Genomic DNA, 17401 nt, shown 5'->3' on the forward strand with positions numbered 1-17401 from the left:
CCGGGGGCACCGGCGTGCTCAGGGGGAGCCGACCGGGACGGTGCTGCCGCGGTCGGGCAGCGTGTACGGGGTCGCGATCGCCACGCCGAGCATGAGGACGGTGGCGGACACCGAGTAGAACGGGCTGAAGAGCAGGTCCCACGCGCACGAGAGCGCGAGGTAGAGCAGGAGCGCCGACGCCGCGTTGCGGCCGAGGTCGGCCAGCGTGCCGCGCCAGACGACGACGACGCACGCGACGGCGAACAGCATGCCGACGAGCCCGAACCGGATCCACTGGTCGCCGAGCACGGAGTGCACCTCGAAGCCCGACCCGAAGAGATACTTCTCCACGTAGCCGTTGTTGGGGTCGTAGTTGAGACGTGCCATCCCGGTCTTCGCGGTGAGCAGGTCCTGGAGGTTGGGCACGGCGCCCGCGCCGTACCCCCAGGGCCGGGCCGCCACCAGCGCGGTCGCGGCGCCCATCTCGGGTCGCCCGCCCGTGAAGACGGAGCCCGACGTCTGGATCTGCATCTCCGTGCGCTGCTGCGCGTCCGCGCCCAGGTAGCCGTCGAGCACGAGGGTCTGCATCCCGAGGAAGACGACGAGCGCGAGCACGCCGAGCTGCGTCGCGACGCGCACCCCGCCGGACCGCACGCGCAGGCCGGTGCGCATCGCCTGCCAGGCGACGAGGAGAGCGACCATGAGCATCGTCGTCGCGGCCGAGCGCGAGTCGTTGACCGCGGAGACCCCGGCGAGCGCGAGGGCGGCGACGACCTGCAGCCCGCGCGACCGCGTGCTGAGGCACAGCGCGAGCACGAGCACGGTCACGGGCATGCCGAACGTGTACTTCCAGGGGTTGTCGGCGCCGCCGGTGCGCAGGGCGGCCGCGACGAGCGCGCCGACCCCGAAGAGGACGGCGACGGTCGAGGTCTCGAGGACGGCGCGGCACCACAGGAGCACCCCGGCGCCGAGGACGAGCGCTGAGAGCGTGATGAGACCGTCTCGCAGGGCCAGCGACGACAGCACGCGGTCCGGGGCGGAGAGCTCGGTGAGCAGGACGCCGCTCAGCAGGGCGAGGACGCCGAGCCCCACGAACCACCGGCCGGGCCGGGACCGGCGCACGACGGGGAGCCACACGGGGAGCAGCACGAGCCCGACGACGATCGCCGGGGTGATCCCCGCGACGATCGGGATCCAGGCGCCGCACGCGAGGGCGGCCGCGCCGGCCGCGATGCGCGTCGCGACGTCGGACACCCCCGGGAGGGGCTCCGCCGTCGGGACGGTCGTCGAAGGCCCGGTCCCGGGCTCGGCCCCGGCGCGCGCCGTCATCGCGTCGTCACCCGGTCGTCACGGCGTCGTGCGGCGGTCCGCGTCCTCGACGGCGCGCGGCGCCGCCGCGTCGTCGGCCGTCGCGGCGGGGCTGACGTCGGGGGACCCGGCCTCGCGCGAGAACGCGCCGGGGACGCCGACCCGGGAGTCGTTGACGTAGTAGGCGCTGCGCCCGCGCGGCTTGACGTCGTTGAGCACGATGCCGATGACGTCCGCCTCGCCCCGCTCGAACTTGTCGACCGTCTGGCGCAGCCGCGAGATGCGGGTCTTGCGGGCCCGGGCGACGACGAGCACGCCGTCCACGGCGCGCGAGAGCCAGAGCGGGTCGCTCAGCGGGAGGATCGGCGCGGTGTCGATCACGACGTAGTCGTAGTGCGTCCGCAGGTCGCCGATCACGGCGACGAGCCGCTCGGAGGACAGCAGCACGCCGGGGTTCGCGGGCAGGACGCCGCTCGGCAGCACGAAGAGGTTGGGGCGCGTCCAGGGGAGCACGATGTCCTCCTGGGCCACGTCGCCGACGAGCAGGTTCGTCAGGCCGACCGACCCCTCCAGCCCGGTGACGCGCGCGATCGAGGGCCGGCGCAGGTCGGCGTCGACGAGGAGCACGCTGCTCCCGTCCTCGGCGAGCGAGAGCGCGAGGCTGATCGCGATCGAGCTCTTCCCCTCGCCCGCGTCGCCGGAGGAGACCATGAGCACGCGGCGGCCGTGGTCGACGTCCGCGAAGCGCACGTTGGCGACGAGCGTGCGCACGCTCTCGGACGGGCGGCTCCCCGGACCGGCGGCGACGACGGCGGGCAGCGACGTGCGCGACGGCACCTTGACCACCTCGCCGAGGAACGGCACCCCGAGCATCGACTGGATCGACGACGAGCTGACGACGCGGCGCGCGAGCAGCTCGCGCAGGACGGCGTACGTCACGCCGACGGCGAGCCCCGCGGCGAGGCCGACCATCATGAGCATGCGCGTGTTGGGCGCGATGGGGTTCACGGGCTGGCGCGCGGGGGCGATCGTCGTGATCCGCACGGCCGACGAGCGGTCGGCCAGCTGCGGCGACAGCTCGGGGACGGCCAGCGCGAGCTGGTCGCTGATCCCGTCGGCGATCTCCCGCGCGCGGTCCGGCGAGGTGTCGCTCACCGCGATCTCGATGACGACCGTGTTGAGCGGCGTGTTCACGCTGACGCTGCGGGCCAGGCGGGCGGGCGTGGTGTCGAGGCCCAGGTCCTCGATCACGGGCTCGAGCACGTACGGCGACTGCGCGAGCACCGCGTACGACGCCACGAGGTTCTGCACGTAGTTCGAGCCCTGCACGAGCTCGGCGGCGTTCTCGCCCTGCTCGGGGACGACCATCACGGACGCCGACGACTGGTACACCTTCGGTTCCGAGCGCGCGTAGCCGAACCCGGCGACCGCCCCCAGGACGGCGCACACGGCGACCACGACCCAGTGGCGCAGCACCGCGGTCACGTACTCGCGCAGCGTCATCTCTCGCCCTCCGCGGCCGGTCGGCACCGTCGGCGACGGGCCCTGCCGTCCACCGTAGTCGGGCGCACCGGACGGACGCCGCAGGTCGGGCGGGATTCACCCTCCCGCGACGGTCGGATCTCGTGGAGAAGGTCCTAAGATCGTGAATTCCGGGCAGCGGACCGGCGCTCGGGCCTGCGGGCGACGCACCGGGAGCACGAGGAGGACGAGTGGGCCTCTGGCGTTCGGTGACCGGGACGGCCGGCGCCAAGGTCGCCGTGATGGGCCTGGCGGGGCTCCTCGGGATCGTCACCAGCCGCCTGATCATCGAGCACTTCGGCGTCGCGTCCTACGCCCAGTACGGTCTGCTCAACGGGCTGCGCAACCTCCTGCCGTTCGCCGACCTGGGCATCGGCGCGGTCGTCATCAACGCCATCGCGGAGGCGTCGTCCCCGCGCGAGTCGGAGCGGGTCCACCGGACGCTGACGACGGCGCTGCGCGTCCTCACCGTCTCGGGCCTGATCATCGCCGCCGTGTGCGTGGCGATCCAGCTCCTCGGGTGGTGGCCCCTCCTGCTGGGCGACGGCCTCGTCGCGGGCGGGGACGTCGTCGCGACGCTGTGCCTCGTCGTGTTCGGGCTGTCGCTCCCGCTGGGGATCGGCATCCGGGTCCTCATCGGGCTCAAGCAGAACGTGCTCCAGACGTTCCTCCAGGGCGTCGTGTCGCCGCTCTTCTTCGTCGGCGTCGTCGTGCTCGTCCTTGTCGGCAAGGGGCAGGGCGGCGACTACGTCGCCCTCGTCTCCTACGTCGCGGCCGGGCTCGCGTCGGCGATCACGGTGAGCGTCGCGGCGCGCCTGCTCGCGCCCCAGGTCGGCCGGGCGTTCCGCGACGTCCCGCGGCGCCGGGCGGTGCCCGGGGTGCCGGTGGCCGCGGTCGCGGTGCCGATGCTCGTGCAGTCCGTCGCGATGCCGGTCGCGATGCAGAGCGACCGGCTGCTCCTGTCCCACCTGTCCACGACGCAGGCGCTCGCGCAGTACACGTTCGCGACCCAGCTCTTCGGGCTCGTCATGCAGGCGATCATCGCGGCGGGCGTCAGCATGTGGCCCTACTTCGCGCAGGCGCGGGCGCGCGACGAGGTGATGAGCCCGTTCCGGATCTCCCTCGCGTTCCTCGCCGGGGGCGTGCTGCTGTCGACGGTGCTCGCGCTGTGCCTGCCGTTCCTCCAGGACGTGGTCGCCGACGGCAAGATCACCGTGCCGCTCGCGCTGGTCCTGGGCTACTGCGCGCTCGTCGCGGTCCAGGCGCTCAACTACCCGCCGGGCATGTACATGACCGACGAGCGCGGCCTGCGGTTCCAGGTCGTCCCCGTCCTGCTCATGACCGTGAGCAACGTGGCGCTCTCCTGGGTGCTCATCGAGCCGCTGGGCGCGGCCGGGCCGGTCGTCGGGTCGGCGGTCGCGATCCTCGTCTTCCAGGTGGTGCCGAACTCGATCTGGGTCGCCCGGGACCTGCGCGCCCGACGGCGGGCCGCGGCGGCGGGGCGCTCGGAGGAAGCCCCGGTGGCGGGGGCCTGACGCACGCCCGCGCGCGGAACGATGTGGGTCCACGCGCGTAGTGTGGACGCCGGACCCGATCGCCCGCCCCGGTCGGGACCGTCGTCGTGCCCTCTCCTCGAAGGACCTCCATGAACCTCACCGGCATCCTGCCCGCGCTGCTCGCCGACCAGGCCGCGGCGGCCGCGGTCGAGCACGTGCGCGCCCGCGGCGAGGCCGACGTCGTCGGCCCGGCCGGCGTCCGCCCGCCGCTCCTCGCGGCGATGGCGGGGGCGCGCGCGACGGGGCCGGTGCCGGACGGCGACGCCCCGGCGTCGGGCGGCGGGGGTGGCCCGGCGTGGGCCGCGGGCTCGCGCCCGCTCGTGGTGGTCACCGCGACGGGGCGCGACGCGGACGAGCTGGCCGCGAGCGTGCGCGCCTACCTGCCGGACGAGCTGGGCGACGTCGTCGCGGTGCTGCCGAGCTGGGAGACGCTGCCGCACGAGCGCCTGAGCCCGCGCGCGGACACGGTCGCCAAGCGCATCGCGGTGTTCCGCCGCCTCGCGCACCCGGACCCGGAGGTCGGCCCGTCCGGTCCCGTCCGGGTGCTCGTCATGCCGGTCCGGGCGCTCCTGCAGCCCGTCGTGGACGGGCTGGGGGACCTCGAGCCGGTCGAGCTGCACGCGGGCACGACGGCGGACCTCACCGACGTCGCGGAGCGGCTCGTCGCGGCGGCGTACACGCGCGTGGACATGGTCGAGCGGCGCGGCGAGTTCGCGGTCCGCGGCGGCATCCTCGACATCTTCCCGCCCACGGAGGACCACCCGCTGCGCGTGGAGTTCTGGGGCGACGAGGTGTCGGAGATCCGCTGGTTCGCGGTCGCGGACCAGCGCAGCCTGGAGATCGCCGAGCACGGGCTGTGGGCGCCGCCGTGCCGCGAGATCCTGCTCACGGACTCGGTGCGGGCGCGCGCCGCCGCGCTGGTGGAGGACCTGCCGGGCGCGACCGAGATGCTCGACCGGCTCGCGGCGGGCGTCGCGGTCGAGGGCATGGAGTCCCTCGCGCCGGTGCTCGTGGACCGCATGGTCCCGGTGCTCGAGCTCGTGCCCGACGACGCGCTCCTCGTCGTCGACGACGCCGAGCGCGTGCGCCGTCGCGCGCACGACCTGGTGGCGACCACGGAGGAGTTCCTCGCCGCGGCCTGGACGGGCGCGGTGGCGGGCGGCAAGGCGCCGGTTGACCTCTCCGCGGCGTCGTTCGAGACGTTCTCCGAGGTGCGCGCGGTCGCGCAGCGCCGCGGTCTGGGCTGGTGGACGCTGTCGTCGTTCGCGCTCGACAACCCCGACCTCGACGTCCCGCCGGACGCCGACGGGAGCGCCGCTGCGGACGCCGCCACGTCGAGCGGCGGCGCGGGCACGACGGCCGCCCACGTCGGCGAGAGCGCCGACGGCGTGCCGACCTTCACGCTCGGCGCGCGCGACGTCGAGTCCTACCGCGGCGACGTGGCGCGCGCGCTCGACGACGTGCGCGGGCTGCAGCACGCGGGCTGGCGGCTCGTGCTCACGACGGAGGGCCACGGGCCGGCCAAGCGCATGGTCGAGCAGCTCGGCGCGGCCGACACGCCCGCGCGCCTCGTGCCGCGGCTCGACGACGAGCCCGAGGGCGGCATCGTCCTCGTCACGCCGGCGATGGTCGGCAAGGGCTTCGTCGCGCCGGGGCTGCGGCTCGCCGTCTTCTCCGAGGCCGACCTCACGGGCCGGGCCGGCACGAGCACGCGCGACATGCGCAAGATGCCCAGCCGGCGTCGCAACGTCGTCGACCCGCTCCAGCTCAAGGCGGGCGACTTCGTGGTGCACGAGCAGCACGGCGTGGGCCGCTTCGTCGAGCTGGTGCAGCGGACGCTCGGCACGGGCGGCAACGCCGCGACGCGCGAGTACCTCGTGATCGAGTACGCGTCGAGCAAGCGTGGCCAGCCGGGCGACCGCCTCTTCGTGCCCATGGACCAGCTCGACCAGGTCACGAAGTACACGGGCGGCGAGGCTCCGAGCCTCAACAAGATGGGCGGGTCGGACTGGGCCAAGACGAAGTCCCGCGCGCGCAAGCACGTCAAGGAGATCGCGGGTGAGCTCATCCGCCTGTACTCGGCGCGCATGGCCACGCAGGGCCACGCGTTCGGCCCGGACACGCCGTGGCAGCGCGAGCTGGAGGACGCGTTCGCGTACGTCGAGACGCCCGACCAGCTCGCGACGATCGACGAGGTCAAGGCCGACATGGAGAAGACGGTCCCGATGGACCGGCTCGTGTGCGGCGACGTCGGCTACGGCAAGACGGAGATCGCGATCCGCGCGGCGTTCAAGGCGGTCCAGGACGGCAAGCAGGTCGCGGTGCTCGTGCCCACGACGCTGCTCGTGCAGCAGCACCTCGAGACGTTCTCCGAGCGGTACGCGGGCTTCCCCGTGACGGTCAAGGCGCTGTCGCGCTTCCAGACCCCCAAGGAGTCCGAGGAGGTCGTGGACGGGCTGGCCCAGGGGACGGTGGACGTCGTCATCGGCACCCACCGCCTCATCACGGGCAGCGTGCGGTTCAAGGACCTGGGCCTCGTCATCATCGACGAGGAGCAGCGGTTCGGCGTCGAGCACAAGGAGACGCTCAAGCAGTTGCGGACCAACGTGGACGTGCTCGCCATGTCCGCGACCCCGATCCCGCGCACGCTCGAGATGGCCGTCACGGGCATCCGCGAGATGTCGACGCTCGCGACCCCGCCGGAGGAGCGGCACCCCGTCCTCACGTACGTCGGGGCGTACGAGGAGAAGCAGATCGCCGCGGCGCTGCGCCGCGAGCTCCTGCGCGAGGGCCAGGTGTTCTACGTGCACAACAAGGTCGAGACGATCGAGCGCACCGCGGCGCGGCTGCGCGAGCTCGTCCCCGAGGCCCGCGTGGGCGTCGCGCACGGCAAGATGAACGAGCACCAGCTCGACCAGGTGATCCGGGCGTTCTGGGAGAAGGAGCTCGACGTCCTCGTCTGCACGACGATCATCGAGACGGGCCTCGACATCTCCAACGCGAACACGCTGATCCTCGAGCGCGCGGACATGCTCGGCCTGTCCCAGCTCCACCAGCTCCGCGGCCGCGTGGGCCGCGGGCGCGAGCGCGCGTACGCGTACTTCCTGTACCCGCCCGAGCGGCCCCTCACCGAGACCGCGCACGACCGCCTCGCCACGATCGCGGCCCACACCGACCTCGGCGCAGGCATGCAGGTCGCCATGAAGGACCTCGAGATCCGCGGCGCGGGCAACCTGCTCGGCGGGGAGCAGTCCGGCCACATCGCGGGCGTCGGGTTCGACCTGTACGTGCGCATGGTGGGGGAGGCCGTCGCGAACTACCGCGGCGACGGGCCCGAGGAGCAGCCGGAGGTCTCGATCGAGCTCCCGGTCGACGCGCACCTGCCGGAGTCCTACATCGCGACCGAGCGCCTGCGGCTCGAGGCGTACAAGAAGATCGCCGCCGCGGCGGACGCGCCGGAGCTCGCCGAGGTGCGGGCCGAGCTCGTCGACCGCTACGGGGCGCTCCCGGACGTCGCGTCCGCGCTGTTCGACGTCGCGGACTTCCGCAACCACGCCCGCCGGGCGGGGCTCACGGACGTCACGGCGCAGGGCAAGTTCATCCGGTTCGCGCCGGTCGACCTCCCCGAGTCGGCGCAGCTGCGGCTCAAGCGCCTCTACCCGGGCACGCTGCTCAAGCCCGCGATCCGCGCGATCCTCGTGCCGTACCCGACGACGGCACGCATCGGCGGCCGTCCGCTGCGCGGCGCGGAGGTGCTCGGTTGGGCGCGCCAGCTCATCGACGCCGTGGTGCTCGGCGAGGTGAGCGCGGCCGCGACGGTGGGGACGTCGTCGGCCCGCTGACGCGCGGTCAGCGCAGGCGCCAGCTCCGCCGGCCGCCGTGCCGGGGGGAGCTGCTGCCGCCGCGCCCGGTGGGGTCGGTGCCGTCGCCGCCGCCGGGGAACGGCGGCGTGCGCGCGCCCCGCTCGGTGAGGGTGGGGGACCACTCGAGGCGCCGGGCGGCGGGCGGGTGCACGACGCGGGCGACCGCCGCGACCGCGGTGTCGATCGTCGTGAACGCCTGCCGGTAGGCCCGCTCGGAGCGGCCGTGCGGGTCCGGGATGTCGAGGGGCGTGCGCGGGGTGATCGTCCGGACGCGCTGGGCGCTCGCGATCTCCGGGAGGCGGGCGATGCGGTCGGCGTCGCTCTCGTCCGGGTCTACGGGCAGTTCGATCGCCGAGAGCAGCGCGGCGAGCTCCAGGAGCGTGTAGGTGCGTCGGACGGCCTGGGGGACGAGGGTGACGACGGCGGCCCGCTGGGCCCGGGACATCGTGAGGACGAGGTCCGCCTGCTCGATCATCGCCGCCGTGAGCTGCCGCCCGGTGTGCGTCGACGCCTCCAGGCCGCGTGCCGTCAGCAGCCGCGCCATCGGCTCGTCGAGCGGTGCTCCCTCGAGCGCGTGCGTCCCGGCGCTCGACACCGTGACGCTCGTGTCGCTGCGGATGCTGAGCAGCCTCTCGGCGGTGGGGGAGCGGCAGACGTTCCCGGTGCACACGGTGAGGACCTGGGACGGCATGACTGAGGTCGGCACTCCCTCCGGTGCGCGGGGACGTCGTCCGGAAAGGCGACCGACCGAAGGTAGCACGCAGCGATCGGGCCCCTGCCGGGCGGGCGGGCGGGTGCGCTCCCACGCGCTCGTCGAGCCCACAATTCACCCGGTGGGCCGCCTTCTTCACCCTCGCAGGGCGTGGTTGCGGGCCTCCTCCCGGTCCTAGCCTGGACGCGGCCCCCTCGCCGTGCGGGGCGCGCGGCCGAGGACGGGAGGACGGGCATGAAGGTCGGGTACGCCCCCGGTGCGTGGGACCTGTTCCACGTCGGGCACCTCAACGTCCTCCGGCACGCCCGCAGCGAGTGCGACTACCTCGTCGCGGGTGTCGTGGACGACGACATGCTCGAGCTCGCCAAGGGCCGGCGCCCGGTCGTCCCCGTCACGGAGCGCGCGGAGATCGTCCGCCACGTCCGGTTCGTCGACGAGGTGTTCGTCGAGACCCAGCCCGACAAGCTCGAGACCTGGCGCCAGCGCCCGTTCGACGTGTTCTTCAAGGGCGACGACTGGCGCGGCACCCCGAAGGGCGCCGAGCTGGAGCGTCGCTTCGCCGAGGTGGGCGTCGAGGTCGTCTACTTCCCCTACACGGTGCACACGTCGAGCACGGCGCTGCGGCGCGCGCTGACGCTGCTGGAGCCGACGGCCGGGCTCACGGTCGAGGGCTGAGCCCTCCCGCGGTCAGCTCTTGCGGCCGTCGAGGAAGTAGGCGATGGGCCCGACCCAGTTGACGAGGAGCGCGAGGCCCCACGCGAGCTTGGTCCCGTTCACCTGCTCCGCCGGCCGACGCACGAGGTCCCGGTACGCCGCGGCGGTGAGCGTGACCTGGGCGGCTCCCACGACCCCGACGGCGATCCGCTGACCCGTCGTCAGGTCCTTCCACCGGCGCTTGGTTCCCATGGCGTCTCCTCTCGGTTCGTCCTCCGACGCTATGCCGTCCGGGCCGCCGCCGCACCGGCACGACCCGTCCGCACGACCCGTCGACACGGGTCGTGACAGCCCGCGCCGGTCTCTGTAAGGTTGCAGCAACATCCGGAAACATCCTGCAAAGCCGCAGGTGCCGGTCGCGCCCGCCACCCCGGGGCGCTTGTCATCACCGCGTGGCCCGTCCGTGCTCGACGCCGAGCGAGGGGCGGCCGCATCCTCGAAGGAGCTGCAATGACGCGCACCACCGACCTCGCTGGACCCCCGGCGCCCATCCCCGTCCCCGCAGGACGCCTCGCCCGCCCGCGCGGCGGCCGCCTGCGCCGCGTCCTCGCGGCGGGCGCCTCGGCGGCTCTCGCGCTGACCGCGGCGCTGGCCGCGGTCCCGCTCGCCGCACCCGCCGCGGCCGCGCCGCCCGTGCCGACGCCCGTCGTCGACTCCCCGAACGGCCGGGGCGACGTGATCCTCAACCTCTTCCAGTGGACGTGGGACTCCGTGGCCGCCGAGTGCACCAGCACCATCGGCCCGGCCGGTTTCGGCTACGTCCAGGTCTCGCCGCCGCAGGAGCACATCCAGGGCACGGCCTGGTGGACCTCCTACCAGCCCGTCAGCTACAAGCTCGAGTCCAAGCTCGGCACCCGCGCCGAGTTCCAGCGCATGGTGAGCACGTGCAAGGCGGCGGGCGTGGGCGTGATCGTCGACGCGGTCGTCAACCACACGGCGGGCGCCGATACCGGGTCCGGCACCGGGACCGGCGGGACGAGCTACTCCGTGGACAGCTTCCCCGGCGTCCCGTACGGGCCGAACGACTTCAACGACTGCCGGTCGAACATCAGCAACTACGGCGACCGGTACAACGTCCAGAACTGCCGCCTCGTCTCGCTCCAGGACCTGCGGACGGGCTCCGACTACGTGCGCGGCAAGATCGCGGGCTACCTCAACGACCTCCTGTCGCTCGGCGTCTCGGGCTTCCGCATCGACGCCGCGAAGCACATCCCGGCCGCGGACCTCGCGGCGATCAAGGCGCGACTCACGAACCCGAACGTCTTCTGGGTGCACGAGGTCATCGGCGCGAGCGGCGAGCCGATCCAGCCCTCGGAGTACCTCGGTTCCGGCGACTCGCACGAGTTCTTCTACGCGCGCGAGCTCAAGTCCCGGTTCGACGGCCAGATCAAGGACCTGCGCACGATCGGCGACAACAAGCTACCCTCCGACCGCGCGGGCGTCTTCGTCGACAACCACGACACCGAGCGCAACGGCGAGACGATGAACTACAAGTGGGGCGCCAAGTACCGGCTCGCCAACGCGTTCATGCTCTCGTGGCCCTACGGCGCGCCGAGCGTCTACTCGGGCTACACGTGGAGCGACAAGGACGCGGGTGCGCCCGGCGCCTCCGCCACCTCCGTGCCCGACGCGAGCTGTGCCGACAGCGCGTGGGTCTGCACGCAGCGCTGGACCGAGATCGCGGGCATGGTCGGCTTCCACAACGCGGTCGCCGGGACCCCGGTGACGGGCTGGTGGGACGACGGGAACAACCACATCGCCTACGGGCGGGGCGCCAAGGGCTACGTGACGATCAACAACTCCGCGAACGCCGTGACGCGCACCTACCAGACCTCGCTCCCCGCCGGGACGTACTGCGACGTCGTGGCGTCGAAGGACTGCTCGAAGACCGTCACCGTCTCCGGCTCGGGCACCTTCACGGCGACGGTGCCCGCGTACGGGGCGCTCGCGCTCCACGTCGGGGCGCGCGGCGACGGCGGCACCGGGGGTCCCGGGCCCGTCGACCCGGCCGGCACGACGACCGTCTACTACGCGACCGACAAGGGCTGGAACGCGTACAACGTCCACTACAAGGTCGGCACGGGCGCCTGGACCGCCGTCCCCGGGGTCCCGATGACGGCGGCCTGCACGGGCTGGGTCTCGCGGCAGATCAGCCTGCCCAGCGGGGCGACGGGCGCGGCCGCGACCGTCACCGCCGCCTTCACGAACGGCTCGGGCGCCTGGGACAGCAACGGCGGCAAGGACTACTCCCTGTCCGGCGCCGCGGTCGCCGTCTCCGGCGGGACGGTCACGGCGGGCGACCCGTGCGACGGCGGCGGGTCGCCGGGCGGGCCGGTCGAGGGGCAGGGCGACGCGTCGTTCTCCGTCACCGCGACCACCACGTGGGGCCAGACGGTCCACGTCGTCGGCAGCATCCCGGCGCTCGGCTCCTGGGCGCCCGCGAGCGGCGTCCCGCTGTCGTCGTCGGCCTACCCGGTGTGGACCGCGCGCGTCGACCTCCCGGCCGGCACGACCTTCCAGTACAAGTACGTCAAGCGCGACGGCGGCGGGAACGTCGTCTGGGAGAGCGGCGGCAACCGCACGGCGACGGTCGGCGCCGACGGCTCCGTGACGCTGTCGGACACCTGGCGGTCGTAGCGCTTCCGCCATCCCCACCACGCGGTCGTGGCCCGGCCCGGGCCACGACCGCGTGCTGGCGGCAGGCAGCGACGGCACGCTCGACCGGCGGTGACCGTGCGCCCGGCGAACCTACGATGAGGCGGTGACCGCCCCCGAGCCCTCGGCCGCCCCGGACCCGCACGAGCCCACGCACGACCGCGCGCCCGGCACCGCGACCGACCCGCTGCGCGACGTCGTCGCCGTCATGGACCGCCTCTACTCCCCGGGCGGGTGCCCGTGGGACCGCGAGCAGACGCACGTCTCGCTCGTGCGGTACCTCCTCGAGGAGGCGCACGAGCTCGCGGACGCCATCGAGACCGGCGACCGCGCCGGGATGCGCGAGGAGCTCGGCGACCTGCTCCTGCAGGTGCTGTTCCACGCGCGCATCGCGAGCGAGGAGCCGGACCCGTTCACCGTCGACGACGTCGCCGCCGACCTCGCGGCGAAGCTCGTGCGGCGCCACCCGCACGTGTTCGCGGACGCCGACGCGACCGACCTGCACGGGCAGTGGGACGCGATCAAGAAGGCCGAGAAGCAGCGCTCGTCGGTGCTCGAGGGCATCTCGCACACGCAGGGGGCGCTCGCCCGCGCGCAGAAGGTCCTGTCCCGGGCCGGGCGCGGCGGCCTCGGCGACGTCGTCGGCGCGGCGCTCGCGGCGCCGTCGGGCACCGGGCCGGGTGCGGTCGGCGAGGACGGCGCCGGCCCGACGCCGGACGAGCGGCTCGGGCACGAGCTGCTCGCGCTCGTGGCCCGCGCGGAGGCCGACGGGCTCGACGCGGAGGCCGCGCTGCGGGGCGAGCTGCGGCGCGTCGAGGCGCGGATCGTCGCGGCCGAGACGTCGGCAGGGACGCCTGCGGAGCCCGGCCCGGCGGCGCAGGGCTGAGGCGGGACGTTCGTCCCGATCGTCGACGCGCAGGTCCCCGACCCGGGGCCCACGGACCGGACGCAGCGGCGCAGGTCACAACCGGGCACTAGGCTGTGGTCGTAAACCCACCATCGTCGCGGGCGCGCACGCGGCGTCCCGGGTTTCCCTGCCCGGGTCCGCCACCACCGTTCGAAGCGCCCGCAGCCCTGCCCCGAAGGAGCACCTGTGGCCAGCATCGAAGCCGTTGGAGCGCGCGAGATCCTCGACTCCCGCGGAAACCCGACCGTCGAGGTCGAGGTCGTCCTGGACGACGGGACGTTCGCCCGCGCCGGAGTGCCCTCGGGCGCGTCGACCGGTGCGTTCGAGGCCGTCGAGCGTCGTGACGGCGACAAGTCCCGCTACCTGGGCAAGGGTGTCGAGGGCGCGGTGAACTCCGTGATCGACGACATCGCCCCGGAGCTCATCGGCTTCGAGGCCGAGGACCAGCGCCTCATCGACGCCGCCCTCATCGACCTCGACGGCACCCCGAACAAGGGCAAGCTCGGCGCGAACGCCATCCTCGGCGTCTCGCTCGCCGTCGCGAAGGCCGCCGCGAAGAGCGCGGGCCTCGACCTGTACCGCTACGTCGGCGGCCCGAACGCGCACGTCCTGCCCGTGCCGATGATGAACATCCTCAACGGCGGGTCGCACGCGGACTCGAACGTGGACATCCAGGAGTTCATGGTCGCCCCGATCGGCGCGTCCTCGTTCCGCGAGGCGCTGCGCACCGGCGCCGAGGTCTACCACGCGCTGAAGTCCGTGCTCAAGGAGAAGGGCCTGGCCACCGGCCTGGGCGACGAGGGCGGCTTCGCGCCGAACCTCGCGAGCAACCGCGAGGCGCTCGACCTCATCCTCGTTGCGATCGAGAAGGCCGGCTTCGCGCCGGGCACCGACGTGACGCTCGCGCTCGACGTCGCGTCGACCGAGTTCTTCAAGGACGGCGCGTACCAGTTCGAGGGCGGCGCGAAGACGCCGGCCGAGATGATCGCCTACTACGAGCAGCTCGTGCGCGACTACCCGCTGGTCTCCATCGAGGACCCGCTGTCCGAGGACGAGTGGGACAGCTGGTCGCAGCTCGTCGCCGAGGTCGGCGACCGGGTGCAGATCGTCGGCGACGACCTGTTCGTCACCAACCCGGAGCGTCTCGCGAAGGGCATCGAGCTCAAGGCGGCGAACTCGCTCCTCGTGAAGCTCAACCAGATCGGCACGCTCACCGAGACGCTCGACGCCGTCGAGCTCGCGCAGCGCAACGGCTTCACCGCGATGGTGTCGCACCGCTCGGGCGAGACCGAGGACACGACGATCGCGGACCTGTCCGTCGCGACGAACGCCGGCCAGATCAAGACGGGGGCCCCCGCCCGCGGCGAGCGCATCAACAAGTACAACCAGCTCCTGCGCATCGAGGAGGCGCTGGACGACGCCGCCCGCTACGCCGGCCGTGGCGCGTTCCCGCGCTGGACGGTGCAGGGCTGACCTGCGGCTGACCGTCGGTCACGCACGACCTCGCCGGGGTGACCCGGCACCCGGAGCCCGGAGGGCAGCTCGTCGGCCCGCCGGGCTCCGGCGCGTCCGGGCGGGTGAAGAAGTCGTGTCGATCGCCTCACGTTCGCGGGCGCACCGCGCGTGCTCCCGGCGCGCCGCGTCTCGCGGCAGCACAATCGGGGCATGCCGTCCTCGCGTCGTCCCCCGCGCCCCGGTGCCCCCGCGCGGCCGGGCTCCGGGCCCGCGCGCGGCACGTCCGGGACGAAGCCCACGAAGCGCTCCGCGTCCTCGGGGACCGCGAGCCCGCGCCCGGCGTCCACGGGCGCCCCGCGGACGGCGTCGGGCTCCTCGGCGAAGTCCCCGGGCGGCGGCTCGACCGCCCGGACCCCGTCGTCGTCCGGCGCGCGCCGCCCCGCCGCCCGACCGAGCAGCGCGACGTCGACGCGTCGTGCGGCCGGCCCGGCGCCCGAGGACCGGCGTCGGAGCCGCTACGGCTTCCTCCTGCCCGAGGTGGTGACCGTCCGGACCCTGGTCCTGTCCGTCGTCGTGCTCCTCGCCGCGGTGCTCCTGCTGCCGACGCTGCGCGCGTACGTCAACCAGACGGGGGAGCTGCGCGAGCTGCGCGCCGGCCTCGAGCAGGCGCAGGCGGAGCACACCGAGCTCGAGGCCGAGCTCGCCCGCTGGGACGACCAGGCGTACGTCGAGCGCGAGGCGCGGGACCGGCTCAACTTCGTCATGCCGGGGGAGCGGCCGTGGCGCGTGCTCGACCCGGAGACGGTCGTCGACGACACCGACCCGCAGACCGGGCGGACGATCACGGACGGACCCGTCCGGGGGTACGAGGAGGGCACGCCCTGGTACGAGGCCATCTGGGAGTCGGTGCAGGTCGCGGGCGGTCCGCGCGCGTCCGCGGGCGACGACGCGGGAACGCCCGACGGGACCGCGCCCGCGGGCGAGGAACCGGCCGGCGACGAGGACGCTCCGCCGAGCGGGGAGAATGGGTGAGGCGTCGTCCCGACGCCGCCGACCGACCCGAAGGAAGTCCCGTGCCCGACGCCCGCCTGGCCATCCCTGCCGACGACCCGGACGCCGTCGTCTCCGAGCGCGACCTCGAGACGCTCGCGGAACAGCTCGGGCGCACGCCGCGCGGTGTCGTCGGCATCGCCGCGCGGTGCGTGTGCGGGCGTCCGCTCGTCGTCCGCACGGCGCCGCGGCTCGAGAACGGCACGCCGTTCCCCACGACCTTCTACCTCACGAGCCCGGGCGCGGTCGCGGCCGCGTCGACGCTCGAGGCGAACGGCGTCATGAAGGAGATGTCGGAGCGGCTCACCGAGGACGAGGAGCTCGCCGCCGCCTACCGGCGCGCGCACGAGCACTACCTCGCGCAGCGCGAGGCGCTCGGCCACGTCGAGGAGATCGACGGCATCTCGGCGGGCGGGATGCCCACGCGCGTGAAGTGCCTGCACGTCCTCGTGGGCCACGCGCTCGCGGCCGGCCCGGGCGTCAACCCGCTGGGCGACGAGGCGCTCGAGCGCGTGCGCGACGTGTGGCGCCCCGACCGCTGCACCTGCTGACCGCGTGGCACGCTTGGACGCATGACCTCTGGCTCCACCTCTCCGCTCACCCGGGACCCGGGCGCGACCACCGCGCCGGCCACCTCGCCCGCCCCCGTCCCGCCCGGCGCCTCGCGCGTGGCGGCGATCGACTGCGGCACCAACTCGATCCGCCTCCTCGTCGCCGACGTCGACCCGCAGGCCGGGACGCTCGTCGACCTGGACCGCCGCATGGAGGTCGTCCGGCTCGGCCAGGGCGTCGACCGCACGGGCCGCCTCGCCCCCGAGGCGCTCGCGCGCACGCTCGACGCCGCGCGTCGCTACGCGCAGGTGATCGCCGACCTGGGCGCGACGCGGACGCGCTTCGTCGCGACGTCGGCCACGCGGGACGCCGAGAACCGCGACGAGTTCGTCGCGGGCGTCCTCGACGCGCTCGGCGTCGAGCCCGAGGTCGTCTCGGGCGAGGAGGAGGCGGCGCTGTCGTTCCGCGGGGCGACGTCGACCGTCGCGGCCGTGCGCCCCGGCCCCTACGTCGTGGTGGACCTCGGCGGCGGCTCGACGGAGCTCGTGCTCGGCACGACGACGCCCGACGCCGCGTACTCGATGGACGTGGGGTGCGTGCGCATGACGGAGCGGCACCTGCGCTCCGACCCGCCGACCCCCGCGGAGGAGGAGGCGGCCCGTGCGGACGTGCGGGCCGCGCTCGACGACGCGGCCCGCGTGGTGCCGCTCGGGCAGGCGGCGACGCTCGTCGGGCTCGCCGGGTCCGTCACGACGGTCACGGCCCACGCGCTCGGCCTCGCCCGGTACGACCGCGACCGGATCAACGGGTCCGTGCTGCCGGTCGACACCGTGCTCGCGGCCTGCGACGACCTGCTGCACCGCACGCGCGCCGAGCGCACCGCCCTGGGGTTCATGCACCCCGGGCGGGTCGACGTCATCGGCGCGGGCGCGCTCGTGTGGTCGGAGGTCGTGCGCCGCGTGCGCGACGACGTCGCCGCCGCGGGCGGGTCGCTCACCGAGGTCGTGACGAGTGAGCACGACATCCTCGACGGCATCGCCTGGTCGCTCGCCTGACCCGGGGCCGCCCCGACGGCCCTTCCTGCCCGACCGCCGAGCCCGGCGTCGCGGCACCGGACACGCCGGTGCCC

Annotated in this window: 13 protein-coding genes; 9 read left to right on the forward strand and 4 right to left on the reverse strand. The window is 74.2% G+C overall.

The window, feature by feature from the left end:
- Positions 1-18: 18 nt before the first annotated feature.
- Together B8281_RS08205 and B8281_RS08210 are read right to left on the reverse strand one after the other, a co-directional pair.
- On the reverse strand, positions 19-1308 hold the full coding sequence (locus B8281_RS08205) for a hypothetical protein (protein ID WP_085387460.1): 1290 nt from the start codon (positions 1306-1308) through the stop codon (positions 19-21).
- 18 nt (positions 1309-1326) lie between these two features.
- Positions 1327-2790: a polysaccharide biosynthesis tyrosine autokinase gene (locus B8281_RS08210; protein WP_085387461.1), complete on the reverse strand. Its 1464-nt coding sequence runs from the start codon at positions 2788-2790 to the stop codon at positions 1327-1329.
- 209 nt (positions 2791-2999) lie between these two features.
- On the opposite strand from B8281_RS08210, the gene B8281_RS08215 reads away from it, so the two are divergent.
- Positions 3000-4343 (forward strand): oligosaccharide flippase family protein, encoded by a 1344-nt coding sequence (locus B8281_RS08215; RefSeq protein WP_232322728.1) that lies wholly within the window; start codon positions 3000-3002, stop codon positions 4341-4343.
- Positions 4344-4453: 110 nt separating this feature from the next.
- Positions 4454-8206, forward strand: a complete 3753-nt coding sequence (mfd, locus tag B8281_RS08220; RefSeq protein WP_085387462.1) for a transcription-repair coupling factor — start codon at positions 4454-4456, stop codon at positions 8204-8206.
- Positions 8207-8213: 7 nt separating this feature from the next.
- Here mfd and B8281_RS08225 read toward each other — a convergent pair whose 3' ends face one another.
- Complete coding sequence (locus B8281_RS08225; RefSeq protein WP_085387463.1) at positions 8214-8918, reverse strand: hypothetical protein; 705 nt, start codon at positions 8916-8918, stop codon at positions 8214-8216.
- Positions 8919-9173: 255 nt separating this feature from the next.
- Here B8281_RS08225 and B8281_RS08230 point away from each other — a divergent pair, with 255 nt between their 5' ends.
- Positions 9174-9614, forward strand: coding sequence for an adenylyltransferase/cytidyltransferase family protein (locus B8281_RS08230; RefSeq protein ID WP_021483197.1), 441 nt, complete (start codon positions 9174-9176; stop codon positions 9612-9614).
- 12 nt (positions 9615-9626) lie between these two features.
- On the opposite strand, the gene B8281_RS08235 is transcribed toward B8281_RS08230, so the two are convergent.
- On the reverse strand, positions 9627-9845 hold the full coding sequence (locus tag B8281_RS08235; RefSeq protein ID WP_085387464.1) for a PLD nuclease N-terminal domain-containing protein: 219 nt from the start codon (positions 9843-9845) through the stop codon (positions 9627-9629).
- A gap of 258 nt (positions 9846-10103) precedes the next feature.
- Here B8281_RS08235 and B8281_RS08240 point away from each other — a divergent pair, with 258 nt between their 5' ends.
- The 6 genes from B8281_RS08240 (at position 10104) to B8281_RS08265 (ending at position 17327) form a co-directional block, all read left to right on the forward strand.
- Positions 10104-12290 (forward strand): carbohydrate-binding module family 20 domain-containing protein, encoded by a 2187-nt coding sequence (locus tag B8281_RS08240; protein WP_085387465.1) that lies wholly within the window; start codon positions 10104-10106, stop codon positions 12288-12290.
- Between the two features lie 124 nt (positions 12291-12414).
- Positions 12415-13194 (forward strand): MazG family protein, encoded by a 780-nt coding sequence (locus B8281_RS08245; RefSeq protein ID WP_232322729.1) that lies wholly within the window; start codon positions 12415-12417, stop codon positions 13192-13194.
- Positions 13195-13401: 207 nt separating this feature from the next.
- Positions 13402-14688 (forward strand): phosphopyruvate hydratase, encoded by a 1287-nt coding sequence (gene eno, locus B8281_RS08250; RefSeq protein ID WP_021483383.1) that lies wholly within the window; start codon positions 13402-13404, stop codon positions 14686-14688.
- 192 nt (positions 14689-14880) lie between these two features.
- The gene (locus tag B8281_RS19830; RefSeq protein WP_232322730.1) at positions 14881-15702 is read left to right on the forward strand and encodes a septum formation initiator family protein; all 822 of its coding nucleotides are present in this window, start codon (positions 14881-14883) and stop codon (positions 15700-15702) included.
- Between the two features lie 41 nt (positions 15703-15743).
- Positions 15744-16271, forward strand: a complete 528-nt coding sequence (locus tag B8281_RS08260; RefSeq protein WP_232322731.1) for a DUF501 domain-containing protein — start codon at positions 15744-15746, stop codon at positions 16269-16271.
- Between the two features lie 21 nt (positions 16272-16292).
- The gene (locus tag B8281_RS08265) at positions 16293-17327 is read left to right on the forward strand and encodes a Ppx/GppA phosphatase family protein (RefSeq protein ID WP_081600108.1); all 1035 of its coding nucleotides are present in this window, start codon (positions 16293-16295) and stop codon (positions 17325-17327) included.
- The last annotated feature ends 74 nt before the right edge of the window (positions 17328-17401 follow it).

The sequence above is a fragment of the Cellulosimicrobium sp. TH-20 genome (assembly GCF_002105775.1).
GTDB classification, from domain to species: domain Bacteria; phylum Actinomycetota; class Actinomycetes; order Actinomycetales; family Cellulomonadaceae; genus Cellulosimicrobium; species Cellulosimicrobium funkei.